General features: G+C 57.1%; 23 protein-coding genes, 1 tRNA gene and 1 pseudogene. 20 read left to right on the forward strand and 5 right to left on the reverse strand.

The genetic code is table 11. The annotated features are described in order from the left end of the window. Positions 1 to 149 precede the first annotated feature (149 nt). Positions 150 to 1,238, reverse strand: a complete 1,089-nt coding sequence (locus tag CCX46_RS10425) for an asparaginase (protein WP_034152752.1) — start codon at positions 1,236 to 1,238, stop codon at positions 150 to 152. Between the two features lie 349 nt (positions 1,239 to 1,587). Between CCX46_RS10425 and CCX46_RS10430 the strand changes: the two genes are divergently transcribed. The 8 genes from CCX46_RS10430 (at position 1,588) to CCX46_RS10465 (ending at position 9,205) form a co-directional block, all read left to right on the forward strand. Next, positions 1,588 to 2,037: a hypothetical protein gene (locus CCX46_RS10430; protein ID WP_127926593.1), complete on the forward strand. Its 450-nt coding sequence runs from the start codon at positions 1,588 to 1,590 to the stop codon at positions 2,035 to 2,037. Positions 2,038 to 2,238: 201 nt separating this feature from the next. After that, entirely contained in the window at positions 2,239 to 3,195 is a 957-nt protein-coding gene (locus CCX46_RS10435; protein ID WP_077571943.1) for a sugar ABC transporter substrate-binding protein, read from the forward strand. Positions 3,196 to 3,251: 56 nt separating this feature from the next. Continuing rightward, positions 3,252 to 4,805, forward strand: coding sequence for a sugar ABC transporter ATP-binding protein (locus CCX46_RS10440; protein WP_127926594.1), 1,554 nt, complete (start codon positions 3,252 to 3,254; stop codon positions 4,803 to 4,805). Further along, positions 4,802 to 5,779, forward strand: coding sequence for an ABC transporter permease (locus CCX46_RS10445; RefSeq protein WP_127926595.1), 978 nt, complete (start codon positions 4,802 to 4,804; stop codon positions 5,777 to 5,779). Before CCX46_RS10440 ends, CCX46_RS10445 begins: the two co-directional genes overlap by 4 nt. A gap of 3 nt (positions 5,780 to 5,782) precedes the next feature. Then, on the forward strand, positions 5,783 to 6,802 hold the full coding sequence (locus tag CCX46_RS10450) for a LacI family DNA-binding transcriptional regulator (protein WP_127926596.1): 1,020 nt from the start codon (positions 5,783 to 5,785) through the stop codon (positions 6,800 to 6,802). 24 nt (positions 6,803 to 6,826) lie between these two features. Then, positions 6,827 to 7,744: a ribokinase gene (gene rbsK / locus CCX46_RS10455; RefSeq protein WP_127926597.1), complete on the forward strand. Its 918-nt coding sequence runs from the start codon at positions 6,827 to 6,829 to the stop codon at positions 7,742 to 7,744. Continuing rightward, positions 7,741 to 8,145, forward strand: coding sequence for a D-ribose pyranase (gene rbsD / locus CCX46_RS10460; RefSeq protein WP_123592850.1), 405 nt, complete (start codon positions 7,741 to 7,743; stop codon positions 8,143 to 8,145). Before rbsK ends, rbsD begins: the two co-directional genes overlap by 4 nt. 31 nt (positions 8,146 to 8,176) lie before the next feature. Continuing rightward, positions 8,177 to 9,205, forward strand: a complete 1,029-nt coding sequence (locus CCX46_RS10465) for a nucleoside hydrolase (RefSeq protein WP_016984942.1) — start codon at positions 8,177 to 8,179, stop codon at positions 9,203 to 9,205. Between the two features lie 34 nt (positions 9,206 to 9,239). Here the strand turns inward: CCX46_RS10465 and CCX46_RS10470 are convergent, their stop codons facing one another. Continuing rightward, positions 9,240 to 9,446 carry a hypothetical protein gene (locus CCX46_RS10470; protein ID WP_127926598.1) on the reverse strand — a complete coding sequence of 69 codons (207 nt, stop codon included), beginning with the start codon at positions 9,444 to 9,446 and terminating at the stop codon, positions 9,240 to 9,242. Between the two features lie 130 nt (positions 9,447 to 9,576). Here CCX46_RS10470 and CCX46_RS10475 point away from each other — a divergent pair, with 130 nt between their 5' ends. Together CCX46_RS10475 and CCX46_RS10480 are read left to right on the forward strand one after the other, a co-directional pair. Then, on the forward strand, positions 9,577 to 9,882 hold the full coding sequence (locus CCX46_RS10475) for a hypothetical protein (protein ID WP_034152743.1): 306 nt from the start codon (positions 9,577 to 9,579) through the stop codon (positions 9,880 to 9,882). Between the two features lie 169 nt (positions 9,883 to 10,051). Then, positions 10,052 to 10,369, forward strand: a complete 318-nt coding sequence (locus tag CCX46_RS10480; protein ID WP_127926599.1) for an I78 family peptidase inhibitor — start codon at positions 10,052 to 10,054, stop codon at positions 10,367 to 10,369. Between the two features lie 72 nt (positions 10,370 to 10,441). Here CCX46_RS10480 and CCX46_RS10485 read toward each other — a convergent pair whose 3' ends face one another. Next, entirely contained in the window at positions 10,442 to 10,654 is a 213-nt protein-coding gene (locus CCX46_RS10485) for a cold-shock protein (RefSeq protein WP_003179963.1), read from the reverse strand. 288 nt (positions 10,655 to 10,942) lie between these two features. Next, complete coding sequence (locus CCX46_RS10490) at positions 10,943 to 11,245, reverse strand: hypothetical protein (RefSeq protein WP_095111728.1); 303 nt, start codon at positions 11,243 to 11,245, stop codon at positions 10,943 to 10,945. 371 nt (positions 11,246 to 11,616) lie between these two features. On the opposite strand from CCX46_RS10490, the gene thrS reads away from it, so the two are divergent. The 10 genes and pseudogenes from thrS to CCX46_RS10545 form a co-directional block, all read left to right on the forward strand. After that, positions 11,617 to 13,539: a threonine--tRNA ligase gene (thrS, locus tag CCX46_RS10495; RefSeq protein WP_007913488.1), complete on the forward strand. Its 1,923-nt coding sequence runs from the start codon at positions 11,617 to 11,619 to the stop codon at positions 13,537 to 13,539. After that, positions 13,539 to 14,090, forward strand: coding sequence for a translation initiation factor IF-3 (gene infC / locus CCX46_RS10500; RefSeq protein ID WP_171057393.1), 552 nt, complete (start codon positions 13,539 to 13,541; stop codon positions 14,088 to 14,090). Before thrS ends, infC begins: the two co-directional genes overlap by 1 nt. A gap of 60 nt (positions 14,091 to 14,150) precedes the next feature. Beyond that, entirely contained in the window at positions 14,151 to 14,345 is a 195-nt protein-coding gene (gene rpmI, locus CCX46_RS10505) for a 50S ribosomal protein L35 (RefSeq protein WP_002553160.1), read from the forward strand. Positions 14,346 to 14,373: 28 nt separating this feature from the next. Continuing rightward, complete coding sequence (gene rplT / locus CCX46_RS10510; protein WP_007913489.1) at positions 14,374 to 14,730, forward strand: 50S ribosomal protein L20; 357 nt, start codon at positions 14,374 to 14,376, stop codon at positions 14,728 to 14,730. A 109-nt stretch (positions 14,731 to 14,839) separates the two neighbouring features. Beyond that, the gene (gene pheS, locus CCX46_RS10515) at positions 14,840 to 15,856 is read left to right on the forward strand and encodes a phenylalanine--tRNA ligase subunit alpha (RefSeq protein ID WP_127926600.1); all 1,017 of its coding nucleotides are present in this window, start codon (positions 14,840 to 14,842) and stop codon (positions 15,854 to 15,856) included. 26 nt (positions 15,857 to 15,882) lie between these two features. Then, complete coding sequence (gene pheT / locus CCX46_RS10520) at positions 15,883 to 18,261, forward strand: phenylalanine--tRNA ligase subunit beta (protein ID WP_127926601.1); 2,379 nt, start codon at positions 15,883 to 15,885, stop codon at positions 18,259 to 18,261. A 3-nt stretch (positions 18,262 to 18,264) separates the two neighbouring features. Beyond that, positions 18,265 to 18,567 carry an integration host factor subunit alpha gene (ihfA, locus tag CCX46_RS10525; RefSeq protein ID WP_002553164.1) on the forward strand — a complete coding sequence of 101 codons (303 nt, stop codon included), beginning with the start codon at positions 18,265 to 18,267 and terminating at the stop codon, positions 18,565 to 18,567. Beyond that, on the forward strand, positions 18,548 to 18,904 hold the full coding sequence (locus CCX46_RS10530; protein ID WP_003179985.1) for a MerR family transcriptional regulator: 357 nt from the start codon (positions 18,548 to 18,550) through the stop codon (positions 18,902 to 18,904). The genes ihfA and CCX46_RS10530 overlap by 20 nt, the downstream gene beginning before the upstream one ends. A gap of 89 nt (positions 18,905 to 18,993) precedes the next feature. Next, a tRNA-Pro gene (locus CCX46_RS10535) sits at positions 18,994 to 19,070 on the forward strand. A 411-nt stretch (positions 19,071 to 19,481) separates the two neighbouring features. Further along, positions 19,482 to 19,598: pseudogene (locus CCX46_RS10545) on the forward strand (YceK/YidQ family lipoprotein); the annotation flags it as partial. A 98-nt stretch (positions 19,599 to 19,696) separates the two neighbouring features. Here CCX46_RS10545 and CCX46_RS10550 read toward each other — a convergent pair. Next, positions 19,697 to 20,254, reverse strand: coding sequence for an NADAR family protein (locus tag CCX46_RS10550; RefSeq protein ID WP_127926602.1), 558 nt, complete (start codon positions 20,252 to 20,254; stop codon positions 19,697 to 19,699). Positions 20,255 to 20,286 lie beyond the last annotated feature (32 nt).

The raw sequence follows: 20,286 nt of genomic DNA on the forward strand, positions 1-20,286 counted from the left end.
ATCCTCTGACAGCGCTTTTCCTGTTTTGGTGTAGGCCGTGTCGATTTTTTTGTGGGAAAAATGCGAGAGCGTTGTAGGTGACACACCACCCGCCCTAGAGCGAGTGGTGTGCAGGGTGCCCGATCAGGAATGGATCGGGCGAAGATCAATCAGTATTCCCAGAACATCCGTTGCAGCTCTTTGCTGTCATTGGTTTTGGTCAGGGCGACCATCGCCAGGATGCGGGCTTTTTGCGGGTTCAGGTCGTGTGCAACAACCCAGTCGTACTTGTCGTCTGGCTGTTCGGCGTTACGCAGAACGAAGCCGCCAGCATTGACGTGGGACGAGCGAATGATTTGCACGCCATCCTTGCGCAGTGCTTGCAGGGCTGGAACAACGCGGGAGGACACCGAGCCGTTACCGGTACCGGCGTGGATGATCGCCTTGGCACCGGACTGTGCGAGAGCCTTGTAGGCAGTGTCGCTGACGTTGCCGTAGGAATAGGCGATTTCTACGTCAGGAAGGCTCTTGATGTTTTTGATGTCAAATTCCGAATCCATGGTGTGACGCTTGGCTGGCAAGCGGAACCAGTAGGATTTGCCTTCAACCACCATGCCCAATGGACCCCAGGCGCTTTTGAACGCTTCGGTCTTGATGTTGATCATTTTGCTGACATCGCGACCGGACTGGATTTCATCATTCATGGTCACCAGTACGCCTTTGCCGTGCGCTTCTTTGCTGCTGGCCACGGCCACGGCGTTGTACAGGTTGAGCATGCCGTCTGCAGACATGGCGGTGCCCGGACGCATCGAGCCGACGACGATGATCGGCTTGTCGGTTTTTTCCACCAGGTTGAGGAAGTAAGCGGTTTCTTCCAGGGTGTCGGTGCCGTGGGTGATGACGATGCCGTCGACGTCTTTGCTGTCGGCCAGTTCGGCTACACGACGACCCAATTGCAGCAGGTTTTCGTTGGTGATGCTTTCCGAGGCAATCTGCATGACTTGTTCGCCACGCACATTCGCCAGTTTGCTCAGCTCGGGAATACCGGCGATCAATTGTTCGACACCCACCTTGGCCGCCTGGTAGGTGGCGCTGTTGGCGGCGCTCGCGCCAGCACCGGCAATGGTGCCGCCCGTAGCAAGTACCACAACGTTAGCGAGCTTGGTCTGGGTTTCGACTTCTTTTGCCTGGAGGGCGGTGGGCAGGAGCAGGAGGAGGGCCAAAGCGCCCGGAACCAAAGTATTGAAAGCAGATTTCATTATTTTTCTCTCTAGTAGTGAGACGGTGCTGATGCAGGTTCATCTAGATGCACCCCAAGCCGATCTGGATTCTTGGGATGCGATGAAGGGAGCAGGATCTGTACCAGCGCTACTTTGCGTTAGAAAAATGTTTAACCTGATGATTTGCATCAAGATTTTCTCAGTTTGAAAATCCTGCGCACCATCCTCTATCCGGGTTTCCGAACAATGGACGCCTTCGCGTTCGGCTCTCCGAAAAGGACTACTGCTTCTGTCGAGTGATTCGGGTTGCCGGTTTGGGTTTTTCTGCTAAAGAAAGCTTCGCGCAGGCCGATGGGTGTTCAAGGAAACTAAAAGGTAGGGAGTTCACATGTCACTGACGGTCGGTTTTTCAAATCCCGGTGCAGTCACCATCGGCGGCAAAACCGCAGCGACGATCAACGCATTGAGCGAGGCAGAGGCGGACGCCTCTGCCGAGGCGCTGGGTACGGAGAAAGATCAAGGCAACCAGGTCAGAACCGGTGGAGCTGCCGCGCCAGAAGACAGCAAGGCTGAAAGCGGCGACAACCTGAGCGTCACGGTCAAGATGTTGCTCAAGCGCATGCAGGAACTGCAGAAGCAACTTCAGGAGCAGCAACAACAACTGGCGGCCGCACAAGCCAAGACCTATCCGACGCCTGAGGCCAAATCGCAAGCGGTGATGTCCATTCAGGGGCAAATCGCGCAAACCAGCGCTGCAATGGCAGAAGTGGCCGGTGCACTGGTCAAGGAAATGACCAAGAGTTCTACCAGCGGTAACCTGGTCAGCACCACGGCATAAGCAGCGAAGGGGCGACTCCGACGATTCGCCCTACAACAAATGACGATTTCTGATTGTTGACAAATGTCGGCGGGATTCGCATAGTTCGGTCTACGCAAACGTTTGCGTGGCGCTCCCGGCGCTTTATGGCCCGGCAGAAAGCCAAGTAGCTTACGCCAGCGCAAGCGTTGCTCACAATAATCATAAGATCGGAGTGAACCCATGAAGCTGCCATTCGCTGGACGTCTTCTTGCTGTCGCTATGCTGGCTGCCACAGCCGCCGCACTACCTGTCTCCTCGGCATTCGCCGAATCCGCCGAAAAACCTAAAGTCGCGCTGGTCATGAAGTCTCTGGCCAACGAATTCTTCCTGACCATGGAAGATGGCGCCAAGGCCTACCAGAAAGAACACTCCGCCGATTTCGACCTGATCTCCAACGGTATCAAGGACGAAACCGACACTGCCGGCCAGACTCGCATCGTCGAACAGATGATCCTGGCCAAGGTCAATGCACTGGTTATCGCACCCTCCGATTCCAAGGCTATGGTGCCGGTGATCAAGAAAGCCGTCGATGCCGGCATCACCGTGATCAACATCGATAATCAGCTCGATCCGGCCATCGTCAAAAGCAAAAACATCAGCGTGCCTTTCGTAGGCCCGGACAACCGCAAAGGTGCGCGTCTGGTCGGTGAATACCTGGCCAAGCAGCTCAAGGCCGGTGATGAAGTCGGCATCATTGAAGGCGTCTCCACGACGACCAACGCCCAGCAGCGCACCGCCGGCTTCAAGGATGCGATGGACGCTGCACAGATCAAGATCGTTTCCCTGCAGTCCGGTGACTGGGAAATCGACAAGGGCAACAAGGTTGCCGCGTCGATCCTCAGCGAATACCCGGACGTCAAAGCGCTGCTGGCCGGCAACGACAGCATGGCTGTAGGTGCGGTCTCCGCCGTGCGCGCTGCCGGCAAGGCCGGTCAGGTCCAAGTCGTCGGTTACGACAACATCAATGCCATCAAGCCAATGCTCAAAGACGGCCGCGTGCTGGCTACTGCTGACCAGTTCGCTGCGAAGCAAGCTGTGTTCGGCATCGAAACCGCGCTGAAAATCATCAAGGGCGAGAAAGTCGACAGCGGCGCCAACGGCGTGATCGAAACACCGGTCGAGCTGGTCACCCAGTAAGTCTTCTGGCGACACAACGGCGCTCGTCCGTCCGGGCGAGCGCATGGAGAGTTTTTATGTCAGTTTCCGCCCCGAACGCTGTCCTCTCGGTCAGCGGTATCGGTAAGACCTATGCGCAGCCGGTGCTCAGCGGCATCGATCTGACGCTGATGCGCGGTGAAGTGCTGGCGCTGACCGGCGAGAATGGTGCCGGCAAAAGTACGCTGTCGAAGATCATTGGCGGACTGGTCACGCCGACCACCGGCCAGATGCAATTCCATGGCAAGGACTACCGTCCGGGCAGTCGTACCCAGGCCGAAGAGCTTGGCGTGCGTATGGTCATGCAAGAACTCAATCTGTTGCCGACGCTGTCGGTCGCGGAAAATCTGTTTCTCGACAACCTGCCAAGCAACGGCGGCTGGATCAGCCGCAAGCAACTGCGCAAAGCGGCGATCGAAGCCATGGCGCAAGTCGGTCTCGACGCCATTGACCCGGATACGCTGGTCGGCGAGTTGGGTATCGGGCATCAGCAGATGGTCGAAATCGCCCGCAACCTGATCGGCGATTGCCATGTGCTGATTCTCGACGAACCGACCGCGATGCTCACCGCGCGAGAAGTCGAAATGCTCTTTGAGCAGATCACCCGCTTGCAGGCGCGCGGCGTTTCGATCATCTACATTTCCCACCGTCTCGAAGAGCTCGCCCGTGTGGCGCAGCGCATTGCCGTGCTGCGTGACGGCAATCTGGTCTGCGTCGAGCCGATGGCCAATTACAACAGCGAGCAACTGGTTACGCTGATGGTCGGTCGTGAACTGGGCGAACATATCGACATGGGCCCGCGCAAGATCGGTGCTCCGGCGCTGACTGTCACGGGTTTGACTCGCTCCGACAAAGTTCGCGATGTCTCGTTCGAAGTGCGTGCCGGCGAGATCTTCGGGATTTCCGGACTGATCGGGGCAGGGCGCACGGAATTACTGCGTTTGATATTCGGTGCAGACACCGCTGACAGCGGCAGCATTGCACTTGGCTCGCCAGCTAAAGTAGTCAGTGTGCGCTCGCCAGTCGATGCGGTGCGCAATGGCATCGCGTTGATCACCGAGGACCGCAAGGGTGAAGGCCTGCTGCTTAGTCAGTCGATCAGCGCCAATATCGCTTTGGGCAATATGCCGGAAATCTCCAGTGGCGGTGTCGTCAACAACGGCGACGAGATTGCATTGGCGCAACGTCAGATCGACGCTATGCGCATCCGCAGTTCAAGCCCGACGCAACTGGTTTCAGAGTTGTCCGGTGGTAACCAGCAGAAGGTCGTGATCGGCCGCTGGCTGGAGCGCGACTGTTCGGTGTTGCTGTTCGACGAGCCGACCCGTGGCATCGACGTTGGCGCCAAGTTTGACATTTATGCCTTGCTCGGCGAACTGACGCGCCAGGGCAAAGCGCTGGTGGTGGTGTCCAGTGACCTGCGCGAACTGATGTTGATTTGCGACCGGATCGGCGTGTTGTCGGCAGGACGGCTGATCGACACCTTCGAGCGCGACAGCTGGACCCAGGATGATTTGCTTGCCGCCGCGTTCGCCGGCTACCAAAAACGTGATGCGTTGCTCAATGAAGCGGCGCCTAGGGATCTCCCATGAAAACTGCATCTCCTGCCGGCAAACGTGGTGGCAACTTCTATGGCCTGGGCACTTATCTGGGCCTGGCCGGTGCCTTGCTGGCGATGATTGCGCTGTTCTCGGTCTTGAGCAGCCACTTTCTGTCGTATAACACCTTCAGTACCTTGGCCAACCAGATTCCTGATCTGATGGTCTTGGCGGTCGGCATGACCTTTGTACTGATCATCGGTGGCATCGACCTGTCCGTTGGTTCGGTACTGGCATTGGCGGCCTCTACGGTCAGCGTCGCCATTCTCGGTTGGGGCTGGGGCGTTTTGCCGTCAGCGCTGCTCGGCATGGCAGTGGCGGCACTGGCCGGCACCGTTACCGGTTCGATCACCGTGGCGTGGCGGATTCCATCGTTCATCGTTTCCTTGGGTGTGCTGGAAATGGCTCGGGGTCTGGCGTATCAGATGACCGGATCGCGCACCGCGTACATTGGTGATTCGTTCGCCTGGCTGTCGAATCCGATCGCGTTCGGCATCTCGCCATCGTTCATCATTGCCTTGCTGGTGATCATCATTGCTCAAGCAGTTTTGACCCGCACCGTGTTCGGTCGCTACCTGATCGGCATCGGCACCAACGAAGAGGCGGTGCGTCTGGCGGGGATCAATCCGAAACCCTACAAGATTCTGGTATTCAGCCTGATGGGCCTGCTGGCCGGTGTCGCCGCGCTGTTTCAGATTTCCCGTCTGGAAGCCGCTGACCCGAATGCCGGTTCCGGTCTGGAGCTGCAAGTGATCGCCGCGGTGGTGATCGGCGGTACCAGCCTGATGGGCGGGCGCGGTTCGGTGATCAGCACGTTCTTTGGCGTATTGATCATCTCGGTACTGGCGGCGGGTCTGGCGCAGATCGGCGCGACCGAGCCGACCAAACGAATCATCACTGGCGCCGTCATCGTGATCGCGGTGGTGCTCGATACTTATCGCAGTCAGCGCGCCAGTCGCCGGGGCTAAGACATGGCAACGATCAAGGACGTGGCAGCCCTCGCGGGAATTTCCTACACGACGGTGTCGCATGTGGTGAACAACACCCGGCCGGTCAGTCAGGAAGTGCGGCTGAAAGTCGAGGCGGCGATCAAGAGCCTCGACTATGTGCCGAGTGCGGTGGCGCGCTCGCTGAAGGCCAAGACGACTGCGACCATCGGCCTGCTGGTGCCAAACAGTCTCAACCCGTACTTCGCGGAATTGGCACGGGGCATCGAGGATTACTGCGAGCGTAACGGCTACTGCGTGATCCTCTGCAACTCCGACGATAACCCCGACAAGCAGCGCAGCTATTTACGCGTATTGCTGGAGAAACGCATCGACGGTTTGATCGTCGCCTCCGCTGGCGGTGACAGCGGCCTGGCGCAGGGGTTGGCCGGGGTGAAAACGCCGATGGTCATCGTCGACCGTGGTCTGGACGGTGTCGATGCCGACCTGGTGCGCATCGACCACGAATACGGCGCATACCTGGCGACCCGGCACTTGTTGGAATTGGGTCATCGTGACATCGCCACCATTGGCGGTCCGGCCAGTACCAGCGTGGCGCAGATGCGTCAGGCCGGTTATTGCCGGGCGCTGAAAGAGGCGGGCATTGAAGTCCGCCAGGAGCGCATGCTGGAAAGTGATTTCACCAGTACCGGCGGCTACAACGCGGCAGCGATTCTCCTCGAGAGCAATCCACCGAGCGCGATCTTTGCCGGTAACGACATGATCGGCATCGGCGTGCTGCGCGCCGCAGCGGAGCGCAATGTTCGCGTGCCGAGCGAGCTGTCGGTGATCGGTTTCGACGATATCCAGATGAGCCGTTACGTGTATCCGGCACTCACCACGGTGGGGCAATCGATCCTGCAGTTGGGCGAGATGGCGGCCGAAGTGCTGTTGCGAAGGATTGCTACGCCGACTCTGGGTACCGATCAGCGGATCGTGACCCCGAGTATTGTCTTGCGCGAATCGACCGCCCCGTTGTCCGGCGTGTTCACCGAATACCGCTGAAACCGAATTGACGAGTAATGATGTATGCCAGCAAATGTAGTGGTAATAGGCAGCCTGAACATGGATCTGGTGACCCGGGCGCCGCGGCTTCCCGTCGGTGGTGAAACGCTGATCGGTCATTCGTTTGCCACGGTTTCCGGCGGCAAGGGTGCCAATCAGGCGGTGGCCGCCGCGCGGTTGGGTGCGCAGGTGGCGATGGTCGGTTGCGTTGGCAATGACGACTATGGCGTGCAGTTGCGTGACGCCTTGTTGGCCGAGCAGATCGATTGTCAGGCGGTGAGTACAGTCAATGACTCCAGCGGCGTGGCGCTGATCGTGGTCGATGACAACAGTCAAAACGCGATTGTCATTGTCGCCGGTGCCAACGGTGCCATGACGCCCGCAGTGATCGATCGGTTTGATGCGGTGCTGCAAGCCGCCGACGTGATCATCTGCCAGCTCGAAATTCCCGATGCTACGGTGGGGCATGCGCTCAAGCGTGCCCGCGCCCTCGGTAAAATCGTCATTCTCAATCCGGCGCCGGCCAGTCGTCCGTTGCCGGCAGACTGGTTTGCCGCAATCGACTACCTGATTCCCAACGAGAGCGAAGCGGGCGCATTGAGCGGATTGCCGGTGGATTCTCTGGAAACCGCAGAAGGTGCTGCCAGCAAGCTGATCGCCATGGGGGCAGGCAAAGTCATCATTACCCTCGGTGCTCAAGGTTCGCTGTTCGCCAATGGCAAAGGCTTCGAGCATTTCCCTGCGCCGAAAGTGAAGGCTGTCGACACCACAGCGGCGGGGGACACCTTCGTCGGTGGTTTTGCCGCTGCGCTGGCCAATGGCAAGTCCGAGGCTGAAGCGATTCGCTACGGGCAGATCGCCGCCGCGCTGTCAGTAACTCGTGCCGGCGCGCAACCGTCCATTCCAACCCAATCCGACGTACAGGCTTTTAAACCCGCATGAAAAAGACTCCTCTGCTCAACGTCGCCTTGTCGCGGCTGATCGCGTCCCTGGGCCATGGCGACATGGTGGTTATTGGTGATGCCGGGCTGCCAGTGCCGCCGGGCGTCGAGCTGATTGATCTGGCGCTGACCCATGGCGTCCCGGATTTCATCAGCACCCTGAAAGTCGTGCTCAGCGAGATGCAGGTGGAAAGCCATGCACTGGCCAAAGAAATCTTCGACAAGCAACCGACCGCGCTGAATACGCTGGACGCGTTGAATGAAGAGGGCGCTCTGGGCCGTCGCGATCTGCTCAGTCATGAGCAATTCAAGGTTCTCAGCCGACAGGCTCGGGCGATTGTTCGTACAGGCGAATGCCAGCCGTACTGCAATATCGTCCTCGTCGCCGGGGTTACATTCTGATTTTCGATTCCACATGCACAAGGAATGCGCCATGCAACGCTATGCTCAGAAACTGCATCAACTCATCCGGGGTTTACTGCTTTTGTCCGTAATCACTGCGACCGGCGCTCAGGCGGCGGAAAAAATCGACCTGATCATCGATACCGATCCAGGGGCCGACGATGTGGTCGCCCTGTTGTTCGCGCTGGCCTCGCCAGACGAACTGAACATTCGCGCGCTGACCACCGTGGCCGGCAACGTGCGCCTCGACAAGACTTCGCGTAACGCGCGCCTGGCTCGCGAGTGGGCAGGGCGCGAAGACGTACCGGTTTATGCGGGTGCGCCAAAGCCGCTGATGCGCACGCCGATCTACGCCGAGAACATCCATGGCAAGGAAGGCCTGTCGGGTGTCACCGTGCACGAACCGAAAAAGGGGCTGGCTGAAGGCAATGCCGTCAACTACCTGATCGATACCCTGAAAAAAGCCAAGCCGCACAGCATCACGATCGCCATGCTCGGTCCGCAGACCAACCTGGCATTGGCGCTAATCCAAGAGCCTGAAATCGTTCAGGGCATCAAGGAAGTGGTGATCATGGGCGGTGCGCACTTCAACGGCGGCAACATTACCCCGGTGGCGGAGTTCAACCTGTTTGCTGACCCGCAAGCGGCCGAAGTGGTCCTGAAAAGCGGCGTGAAACTCACCTACCTGCCACTGGACGTGACCCACAAGATTCTCACCAGTGATGCGCGCCTGAAACAGATCGCTGCGCTGAACAACAACGCGAGCAAGATTGTCGGCGACATCCTCAATGAGTACATCAAAGGCGACATGGAGCACTACGGTATTCCGGGTGGCCCGGTGCATGACGCTACCGTTGTGGCCTATCTGCTCAAGCCGGAACTGTTCACCGGTCGCTCGGTGAATGTCGTGGTGGATAGCCGTGAAGGGCCTACTTTCGGTCAGACCATCGTCGATTGGTACGATGGCCTGAAAGCGCCGAAGAACGCCTTCTGGGTGGAAAACGGCGACGCGCAAGGCTTCTTTGACTTGCTGACCGAGCGCCTGAAACGCCTGAAGTAAACCATTCGCCCGCAGGTGCCAGCCTGCGGGTTTTTTACACCCTCTCAATGTGTTCGTTCTGTTCGCTCGGATAGCGTTCGAAAATCTGCTTGATGAATTGCTTGGCCGCTTCCGTACCCAGCTCTTTGACCAATAGATCGATACCAATCAGCGCCAGTTCTTCTGTGGTTCCCGGGCTGTAGGAACTGTGGCCGTCTGCCCATTTGGCTTTGATGTCGGCGTCGATGCTGATGGTGGTCATGGGAGCGCTCAAAGGTCGGAAGGTCTGTGCATCGAGTTAAACATTTTGTCGGGCATTTGGCACTGCGACTTAGGCATGAACGGAGCGCTATGCGACACTTGGTATTTCAAGGCTTTCCAAGGACCGTTCTGTGCAGATCGATTTGAATACCCCTGACGGCCTCACGCTCGACGCAGTGCGCCAGTTGCTCGCCTCGGCCAGTGATGACGAGCACACGCAGCTGCGCGTGACCAAGGGCGGTATCGCTTACATTTCTTCCGGCGTTACCGGCGGGCAGGATATCGACGGTTTGCTGTTTCGCCTGGAAACCTGGGCCAAGGGCTCGGGCTACGTGGGCAATGTCGCGGCCAGTGACGAGGTGTGGGTGATGCAGATTTTCAATGCGCTGAAGGACAACTGGCCGAATCCGCCGTATGACTACATCGACATCTACTGAGCGCCATTAATATTCAGTCACGATTGATTGATGAAGTGACGCATGCCGCTCAGGCACACTCGGCGTTTTTCCGATCGTGGGGCAGGGTGATGGCCTTGGCTGTGAAACCAAAAGCCAGAATGGCGGTCGCACGATCTCAGCTTAACCATTTTGAAAACAAGGAGGCTTCATGCCTTTGAAGTTCGCGACACTGGGTGCACTTATGGCCGCTGCCATGTTGGCCGGTTGCAGCACGACCTCCAGCGAGTCGGCAAAGGAAACTGCGGCGACCGAAGCCGGTCACAGCCGCTGTGAAGCAACGGCGGCGGAGTTCGCCATCGGCAAGAAAGCTTCGCCGGAATTGCTGGAGCAGGCGCGTGCCAAAGCCGGGGCGCAGAATGCCCGCTTCCTCAAGCCGAATGACATGATCACGCTCGAGTACCGCTCGGATCGCTTGAATCTGAACACCGACAACAATCTGGTGATCACTCGTGTCAACTGCGGTTGATTAGCGAAGGCTTTTATTGCAGGCATAAAAAACCCCGTCACATGGACGGGGTTTTTTTAGTGCGCGCAGAAATTACTCTGGGCGAACCTGTGCAGCTTGCATACCCTTTTGGCCTTTCTCAGCCACGAAGGAGACGGTCTGGCCTTCTTTCAGGCTTTTGAAACCGTCGGATTCGATAGCTTTGAAGTGTACGAACAGGTCGTCACCGCCACCTTGAGGAGTGATGAAGCCGAAGCCTTTTTCATCGTTGAACCACTTAACGGTGCCGGTTTGGCGATTAGACATGGTGTATCTCCAAGAAACATATATTTTTCAGTACTGTGCTGCTCAGGCCAACTGGGCACACCCGGGTATCATAGTCGAAATGTTCGCTTTGGTAGCCCCCCGGACGTGCTGTTTGCCAATCAGTCGTGTTTTCTTTACTGCCTGTTTCCGCTGAAAGCCCCGGTTTAAAAGGCTTTGCGCGTAACGTAAAGACAATAAAAAAACCTGTAAAACCTGCATAAATCGTCTGAAAAGGCTCAAATTCAGCCCGTTTCCGGGGCGCTGAGCCGAGTCAGAATGGTTTTTTTATCACTTTTTGGCCGGTGTATTTGCCTTGCATTTGGCAATTTGGCCTAGCGCTTTCTGCTGCAGTTCAGGAGAGGCCTTGTTGTCCATCAGGGCCTGAATGTCAGCTGCAGGATAAGACTTGATGGCATCAGCGCCACAAGCGCAGTGCGATTTGGCCGCAGCAGCACCGATTTGCGGAGTCGCCGCCTGGGTGCACTGCGCCATGTACTTCTCGCGCTCGCCCTTGGGCCAGTCGGCGTGGGCACTCAGCGGCAGCAACATAACGATAGGGGCGACGACGGCGAACAGGGTATTCAGACGCATGCGAGGATGCTCCTTGTGGGTCAATGTCTTGTTATCTGAGGGCTGAAGAGGCCATCAAGTTCAGCACTCTGGCATAAAAACGGACGATTTGCCTTCTGATCAAACAGAGGCATAAGTGACCGCTCATCTGTGCTAGCATGCCGGGCTCAAGCGTTCTCAGGCTCCGGATGACCTACAGTCCCGGCAGCGGTCGACGTGCGAATATTTCGATTTGAATCCCAGTCACTCTGGTTCGGTTTTCCGGTTGGCCGCAAGGCTCCTGCCGCTGTAAGGCAGGCGTTCGTCATTGAATGGCCTGGATCGGATCTTGTACTGGCTCATCCCAACCCACGTGACCTTTGGTAGGGGTCACCACTAGGAGAGGAGGCGCCATGCCAACTATTACTCTTCCCGACGGCAGTCAACGTTCATTCGATCACCCGGTTTCCGTAGCCGAGGTCGCCGCATCCATTGGTGCCGGTCTGGCCAAAGCCACCCTGGCCGGCAAGGTCAATGGGCAACTGGTCGACGCCAGCGACATCATCAGCAGCGACGCGACCCTGCAAATCATCACGCCAAAGGATGAAGAGGGGCTGGAGATCATTCGCCACTCTTGCGCTCACCTGGTTGGCCACGCGGTCAAACAGTTGTACCCGACTGCGAAAATGGTCATCGGCCCGGTCATCGACGAAGGCTTCTATTACGACATCGCCTTCGAGCGTCCTTTCACTCCGGACGACATGGCTGCCATCGAACAGCGCATGCAGCAGCTGATCGAGAAAGATTACGACGTCATCAAGAAAGTCACTCCGCGCGCCGAAGTGATCGAAGTGTTCAAGGCCCGTGGCGAAGATTACAAACTGCGCCTGGTCGAGGACATGCCGAACGAACAGGCCATGGGTCTGTACTATCACGAAGAATACGTCGACATGTGCCGCGGCCCACACGTGCCGAACACTCGCTTCCTGAAATCCTTCAAGCTGACCAAACTGTCGGGCGCCTACTGGCGTGGCGATGCCAAGAACGAGCAATTGCAGCGCGTTTACGGCACCGCTTGGGCAGACAAAAAGCAGCTGGCCGCTTATATCCAGCGCATCGAAGAAGCTGAAAAGCGCGATCACCGCAAGATCGGCAAGCGTCTGGGCCTGTTCCACACCCAGGAAGAATCCCCGGGCATGGTGTTCTGGCACCCGAACGGCTGGACGCTGTACCAGGTGCTCGAGCAGTACATGCGCAAGATCCAGCGCGACAACGGCTACCTTGAGATCAAAACCCCTCAAGTCGTTGACCGCAGCCTGTGGGAGAAATCCGGGCACTGGGCAAACTATGCCGACAACATGTTTACCACTCAGTCGGAAAACCGCGACTACGCCATCAAGCCAATGAACTGCCCGTGCCACGTGCAGGTGTTCAACCAAGGCCTGAAGAGCTACCGCGAGCTGCCGATGCGTCTGGCCGAGTTCGGTGCCTGCCACCGTAACGAGCCGTCGGGTGCGCTGCACGGCATCATGCGCGTACGTGCGTTCACTCAGGACGACGCCCACATCTTCTGCACAGAAGAGCAGATGCAGGCTGAATCCGCTGCATTCATCAAGCTGACCATGGACGTTTACCGCGACTTCGGCTTTACCGATGTCGAGATGAAACTGTCCACTCGTCCGGAAAAACGCGTCGGTTCCGACGAGCTGTGGGATCGCGCTGAAGCTGCACTGGCTGCAGCCCTTGATTCTGCGGGCCTGCCGTACGATCTGCAGCCGGGTGAGGGTGCGTTCTACGGTCCGAAGATCGAGTTCTCGCTGAAAGACTGCCTCGGTCGGGTCTGGCAATGTGGTACTCTGCAGCTCGATTTTAACCTGCCTGTCCGTTTGGGCGCTGAATACGTCTCTGAAGACAACAGCCGCAAACACCCAGTGATGCTGCACCGTGCGATCCTCGGTTCCTTCGAGCGTTTCGTCGGGATTCTGATCGAGCACTACGAAGGTGCGTTCCCTGCGTGGCTCGCGCCAACGCAGGCGGTGATCATGAATATCACTGATAAACAGGCAGATTTTGTTGCAGAAGTTGAAAAAACTCTCAACGAAAGCGGATTTCGTGCCAAGTCCGACTTGAGAAATGAAAAGATCGGCTTTAAAATCCGCGAGCATACTTTGCTCAAGGTTCCCTATCTTTTGGTTATCGGAGATAAGGAAGTCGAGATGCAGACTGTCGCTGTGCGTACTCGTGAAGGTGCTGACCTGGGCTCGATGCCCGTCGCCCAGTTCGCTGAGTTTCTCGCGCAAGCGGTTTCCCGGCGTGGTCGCCCAGATTCGGAGTAATTATTATTAAGCGTGAAATGAGACAAGATAAACGAGCTGCACCGAAAGCCCCGATCAACGAGAATATCTCGGCACGCGAGGTTCGGTTAATTGGCGCTGATGGCGAGCAGATTGGCATCGTCTCGATTGATGAAGCGCTTCGTATTGCTGAAGAAGCAAAGCTTGATCTGGTGGAAATCTCCGCAGACGCAATCCCACCGGTTTGCCGGGTGATGGATTACGGCAAATCGATCTTCGAAAAGAAGAAGCAGGTTGCCGCGGCGAAGAAGAACCAGAAGCAGATTCAGGTAAAAGAAATCAAGTTTCGTCCAGGGACGGAGGAAGGGGATTACCAGGTAAAACTGCGCAACCTGGTACGTTTCCTGAGTGATGGGGACAGGGCCAAGGTATCCTTGCGATTCCGCGGCCGTGAGATGGCCCACCAGGAGCTGGGGATGGAACTCCTCAAGCGGGTTGAAGCTGACCTGCTCGAGTACGGTTCGGTCGAACAGCATCCTAAGATGGAAGGACGCCAGCTGATCATGGTCATCGCCCCGAAAAAGAAGAAGTAATCAACAGGGCACGGCAGGCCTTCTGATTATGTTTATCAACTGAATGCGGAGTATCCGAACATGCCAAAAATGAAAACCAAAAGTGGTGCTGCTAAGCGGTTTCTGAAAACTGCTAACGGTATCAAGCACAAGCACGCTTTCAAGAGCCACATCCTGACTAAAATGTCGACCAAGCGTAAGCGTCAACTGCGCGGTAGCAGCTTGCTGCATCCGTCTGACGTGGCAAAAGTCGAGCGCATGCTGCGCCTTCGTTAATTTTAGTCAAGAATAGAGGAAGTAACTCATGGCTCGTGTAAAGCGTGGCGTCATTGCCCGTAAGCGTCACAAAAAAATTCTGAAACTTGCTAAAGGCTACTACGGCGCACGCTCCCGCGTATTCCGTGTTGCCAAGCAAGCGGTAATCAAGGCAGGCCAATACGCCTACCGTGACCGTCGTCAGAAAAAACGTCAGTTCCGCGCTCTGTGGATCGCTCGTATCAATGCTGGTGCTCGTGTTAACGGTCTGTCCTACAGCCGTTTCATCGCTGGCCTGAAAAAAGCGTCCATCGAGATCGACCGTAAGGTTCTGGCTGATCTGGCAGTGAACGAAAAAGCGGTGTTTGCTGCGATTGTCGAGAAAGCTAAAGCCACCTTGGCTTAAGTACCCCCGACAATCACCCGGCCTCACTTCCGTGGGGCCAGGTGGTAAACGTCTTAAATAGGGGAAGAGCCTTCAAGCTCTTCCCCTATTTTGTATCTGGAGTCTGTACATGGAAAACCTGGATGCGCTGGTCTCTCAAGCACTAGAGGCTGTGCAAAGCGCTGAAGATATCAATGCCCTGGAGCAAATCCGGGTTCAATACCTTGGCAAAAAGGGTGAATTGACTCAGGTGATGAAGACCCTGGGGAATTTGCCGGCAGAAGAGCGTCCGCAAGTCGGCGCTCTGATCAACGTTGCCAAGGAACGTGTCACAGGCGTTCTCAATGCGCGCATGGCTGTGTTTGAAGAAGCCGAACTGGCTGCCAAACTGTCCGCTGAATCCATTGACGTGACGTTGCCGGGCCGTGGCCAGACCTCCGGTGGTCTGCATCCGGTGACCCGGACTCTGGAACGTGTAGAGCAGTTCTTCACCCGCATCGGTTACGGCATTGCCGAAGGCCCTGAGGTCGAAGACGACTATCACAACTTTGAAGCGCTCAACATCCCAGGCCATCACCCGGCCCGGTCGATGCATGACACCTTCTATTTCAATGCCAACATGCTGCTGCGCACCCATACCTCGCCGGTCCAGGTCCGCACCATGGAATCGAAGCAGCCGCCGATCCGCATCGTCTGCCCAGGCCGCGTGTATCGCAGCGACTCCGATATCACCCACTCGCCGATGTTCCACCAGGTCGAAGGCCTGCTGGTTGATCGCGACATCAATTTTGCCGATCTCAAAGGCACCATCGAAGAATTCCTGCGGGTGTTCTTCGAAAAAGAGCTGGCCGTACGTTTCCGCCCTTCGTACTTCCCGTTCACCGAGCCATCCGCTGAAGTCGATATGGAATGCGTGATGTGCAGCGGTAAAGGCTGCCGCGTCTGCAAGCAAACCGGCTGGCTGGAAGTGATGGGCTGCGGCATGGTTCACCCGAACGTGCTGCGCATGTCCGGCATCGATCCGGAAGAGTTCTCCGGTTTTGCCTTCGGCATGGGCGTCGAGCGTCTGGCCATGCTCCGTTACGGCGTGAACGACTTGCGTCTGTTCTTCGACAACGACTTGCGGTTCCTCGCGCAATTTCGCTAGTCGTAACGAATTCTTAGGAGAGCAGGATGAAATTCAGTGAACAATGGCTGCGTGGCTGGGTTAGCCCGCAGGTAAATCGCGACGAGCTGGTTGCTCGTCTGTCGATGGCTGGCCTTGAGGTCGATAGCGTGACCCCGGCCGCCGGTGTTTTCAGCGGCGTGGTCGTGGGCGAGGTGCTGAGCACCGAGCAGCACCCTGATGCTGACAAGTTGCGCGTGTGCCAGGTCAGCAATGGCGCGGAAACCTTCCAGGTCGTGTGCGGAGCGCCAAACGTGCGTCCGGGCCTGAAGATTCCGTTCGCCATGATCGGTGCTGAACTGCCGGGCGATTTCAAAATCAAGAAAGCCAAACTGCGCGGCGTTGAGTCCAACGGCATGCTCTGCTCGCAATCCGAGCTGCAGGTCGGTGAAGGCAATGACGGTCTGATGGAATTGCCGGCCGATGCGCCGGTGGGCGAAGATTTCCGTGTGTACCTGGATCTGGAAGACGCCAGCATCGAGGTCGACCTGACCCCGAACCGCGGCGACTGCCTGTCCCTGGCCGGTCTGGCTCGTGAAGTCGGCGCGCTGTACGACGCGCCGGTGACCCGTCCGGTGGTCATGACCATTCCTGCCGTGCACGATGAAGTGCGTTCGGTGGAAGTGTTGGCTCCAGCGGCATGCCCGCGTTACCTGGGTCGCGTTATCCGTAACGTTGATCTGTCCAAGCCGACGCCGCTGTGGATGGTTGAACGTCTGCGCCGCGCCGACGTGCGCAGCATCGACGCTGCCGTCGACATCACCAACTACGTGATGCTCGAACTGGGCCAGCCGCTGCACGCCTTCGATCTCGCCGAAATCAACGGCGGCATTCGTGTGCGCATGGCGGAAGAGGGCGAGAAGCTGGTGCTGCTCGATGGTCAGGAAGTCAGCCTGCGTAGCGATACGCTGGTCATCGCCGACCACACCCGCGCGCTGGCGATTGCCGGTGTGATGGGTGGCGAGCACAGCGGTGTGTCCGCGACCACTCGCGACGTATTCCTGGAATCCGCATTCTTCGACCAGATCGCTGTCGCTGGCAAGGCTCGCTCCTACGGCCTGCACACCGATGCTTCGCACCGCTACGAGCGTGGCGTTGACTGGCAATTGGCCCGTGAAGCCATGGAGCGCGCCACTGGCCTGCTGCTGGAAATCACTGGCGGCGAAGCCGGCCCGATCATCGAGACCGTCAGCGAGCAGCATCTGCCGTCGATCGCACCGATCACTCTGCGTTCCCAGCGCATCACCCAGATGCTCGGTATGGAAATGGACTCCGCCCAGGTTGAGCGTTTGCTTGGCGGTCTGGGTCTTGGCATTACTGCCGACGGTGAAGGCCAGTGGCGCGTAGAAGTGCCAAGCCATCGCTTCGACATCAGCCTGGAAGTCGATCTGATCGAAGAACTGGCCCGTCTGTACGGCTACAACCGTCTGCCGGTTCGTTACCCGCAAGCGCGTCTGGCGCCGCAAGCCAAGGCTGAAGCGCGTAGCGATCTGCCGGAGCTACGTCGTCTGCTGGTGGCGCGTGGTTATCAGGAAGCGATCACTTACAGCTTCATCGATCCGCGTCAGTTCGAACTGTTCAACCCGGGCGTCGAGCCGTTGTTGCTGGCCAATCCGATCTCCAATGACATGGCTGCCATGCGTTCGTCGTTGTGGCCGGGTCTGGTCAAAGCGCTGCAGCACAACCTCAACCGTCAGCAGGATCGCGTGCGTCTGTTCGAAAGCGGTCTGCGCTTCGTTGGGCAGCTCGAAGGCCTGAAGCAAGAGCCGATGCTGTCCGGTGTGGTTTGCGGTAGCCGTCTGCCGGAAGGCTGGGCACAAGGTCGCGACACCGTCGACTTCTTCGACGTCAAAGCTGACGTGGAAGCGGTGCTGGGCTTTGCCGGTGCACTGGATTCGTTCACTTTCGCTCCGGGCAAACACCCGGCGCTGCACCCGGGTCAAACCGCGCGCATCGAGCGGGAAGGGCGTGAAGTCGGCTTCATCGGCGCCATCCACCCGGAATTGTCGAAAGCCCTGGGGCTGGATCGTCCAGTCTTCGTTTTCGAGCTGGTTCTGGCGGAAGTGGCGCTCGGTAAAATGCCGAAATTCCACGAGTTGTCGCGCTTTCCTGAAGTGCGTCGTGACCTTGCACTGATTGCGCACAAAGACGTCGCGTCCGCAGCCGTAATGGAAGTAATCCGTGAAAATGCAGGCGAATGGCTCACAGATCTCAGGCTGTTTGACGTGTATCAGGGTAAAGGTATTGATCCTGATAGAAAAAGCCTTGCAGTTGGCTTGACCTGGCAGCATCCATCGCGCACTCTTAATGACGATGAGGTGAATTCGACGACGCAAAATATCCTCACCTCGCTCGAACAAAGGTTGAACGCCACGTTAAGGAAGTGACGTATGGGGGCTTTGACGAAAGCTGAGATGGCGGAACGTCTGTATGAAGAGCTGGGCCTGAACAAGCGGGAAGCCAAGGAATTGGTAGAACTGTTTTTCGAGGAAATCAGGCACGCTCTTGAAGACAACGAGCAGGTAAAATTGTCCGGTTTCGGCAATTTCGACCTTCGGGACAAACGCCAGCGGCCTGGCCGCAACCCGAAAACGGGGGAAGAAATCCCGATCACGGCTCGCCGTGTGGTCACCTTTCGTCCAGGGCAGAAGTTGAAGGCCCGAGTTGAGGCTTATGCTGGAACCAAGTCATAACGACGAACTACCCGTCATCCCGGGCAAACGCTACTTCACCATCGGTGAAGTCAGCGAGCTGTGTGCCGTAAAGCCACACGTGCTGCGCTACTGGGAGCAGGAGTTTCCTCAGCTCAACCCCGTCAAACGCCGCGGAAACCGCCGGTATTATCAGCGCCAGGACGTGCTGATGATCCGGCAGATCCGCGCGCTCCTTTACGATCAAGGTTTCACCATCGGCGGCGCACGCTTGCGTCTGTCCGGCGATGAAGCCAAAGACGACACGACTCAGTACAAACAGATGATTCGGCAGATGATTGCCGAATTGGAAGATGTGCTGGTGGTGCTCAAGAAATAAAAAGCAGCGTTTGAATACTTCCAGTTTTCAAACGCTTGCGCTATATTCTTGAGCGTTCCTCGAGGTGAAGAACGAGTTGCAAAACCAGTCGGGGCGTAGCGCAGTCCGGTAGCGCACTAGCATGGGGTGCTAGGGGTCGAGTGTTCGAATCACTCCGTCCCGACCATAATTTCTGAGTAGAATCATACAGTTAAGCCGATCAGATGGATCGGCTTTTTTGTGCCTGCGCGAAACTACACAGTGATTTCTTTAATAAGATCTGGATTCGCTCCGGCTTGGCGATCTTTGCTGAATCCTTCAGTTCAATCCCGTCTATGCGTAGTAGAGGTTCAGCGCAATCAGCTCAAACACAGCCACAAATACGCAGAACGCAACGAATCTTCGGGTAAACACCCGGCGAGGCTTTTCATAGCCTTGATAGTTACTGAATGCGCTGCAAAGGTTTCCCACGAAATCAATAAAGTCCATCAGATCTGCATCCTCGCCTGCGTGCTTCATGCATCTCGCCAATTCCAATCTGGTTGAGATCTCTCATTGTCCTTACGATCGGCCTCGGTATTCGGCGTAGGGCTATACGTTGGTCGGTACATCCAAAGGCAAGTTGATTCCCTTTTTACTGATCGACGCGCCATTTTCATTGGTGGTCGATACCGTATTCTTCCCCTTCGAATATCAATACACCTGCAATTTATGACTGGCAGGTAGTGCAACCTAAAGCGGTATAAATCTCCCGTAGAAAAGCCTTGGCACACGCCAAGGCTTTTTCGTTTCTGACGCCACCGCCAATAAAACTCAGGACGATCCAACCCTGCCATCCCGCACCTGCATCAGTGCAAACCCCAAAAGATTCAGGCCTTTCCACAGATTCGGATCGTTCACATCTGCGTGATCTTGCGCGAGCCCAATTCCCCAAATGGCATCAACCGGGCTCGCTTCGACAATGACCCGAGATCCAGTGTGCATCAGGTATTCGTTCAGCTCCGGGTTTTGGGAGAACTTGGCTTGGTTTGCCCGGACGACGATGTCGTATCGCTGCTGTAGCCAGAGTGGGTCGTTGAACCCGCGCACCTTGCGGCCGAGGGCTTTGGCGGCGTTCGGGGTCGGGGCCTGCAGCACTTGTGCACGAATTTCCTGGTCGTCGAACAAGGCTGCCTTCTCGGCCATCATGAAGTGTTCGGCTGTCGGGTAGCGTTGCCCCTCGACAACGAATTCGGCTTCGTACCACTGGCTGAAGCACGAAGCCGTGACGGCGCCTTTGCTTCGCTGGTGTCCCCAGAAAAAGGTGAAGTCCAGAGGCTCTCCAGCGTTGAAGCGAGCGCGTAGATCTTCGAGAAGTTTAGAGTCGTGCAATGAGATTTCCTCGGTAACTGACGTTCGACGTT

It is taken from the genome of Pseudomonas sp. RU47 (assembly GCF_004011755.1).
Lineage (GTDB): Bacteria > Pseudomonadota > Gammaproteobacteria > Pseudomonadales > Pseudomonadaceae > Aquipseudomonas.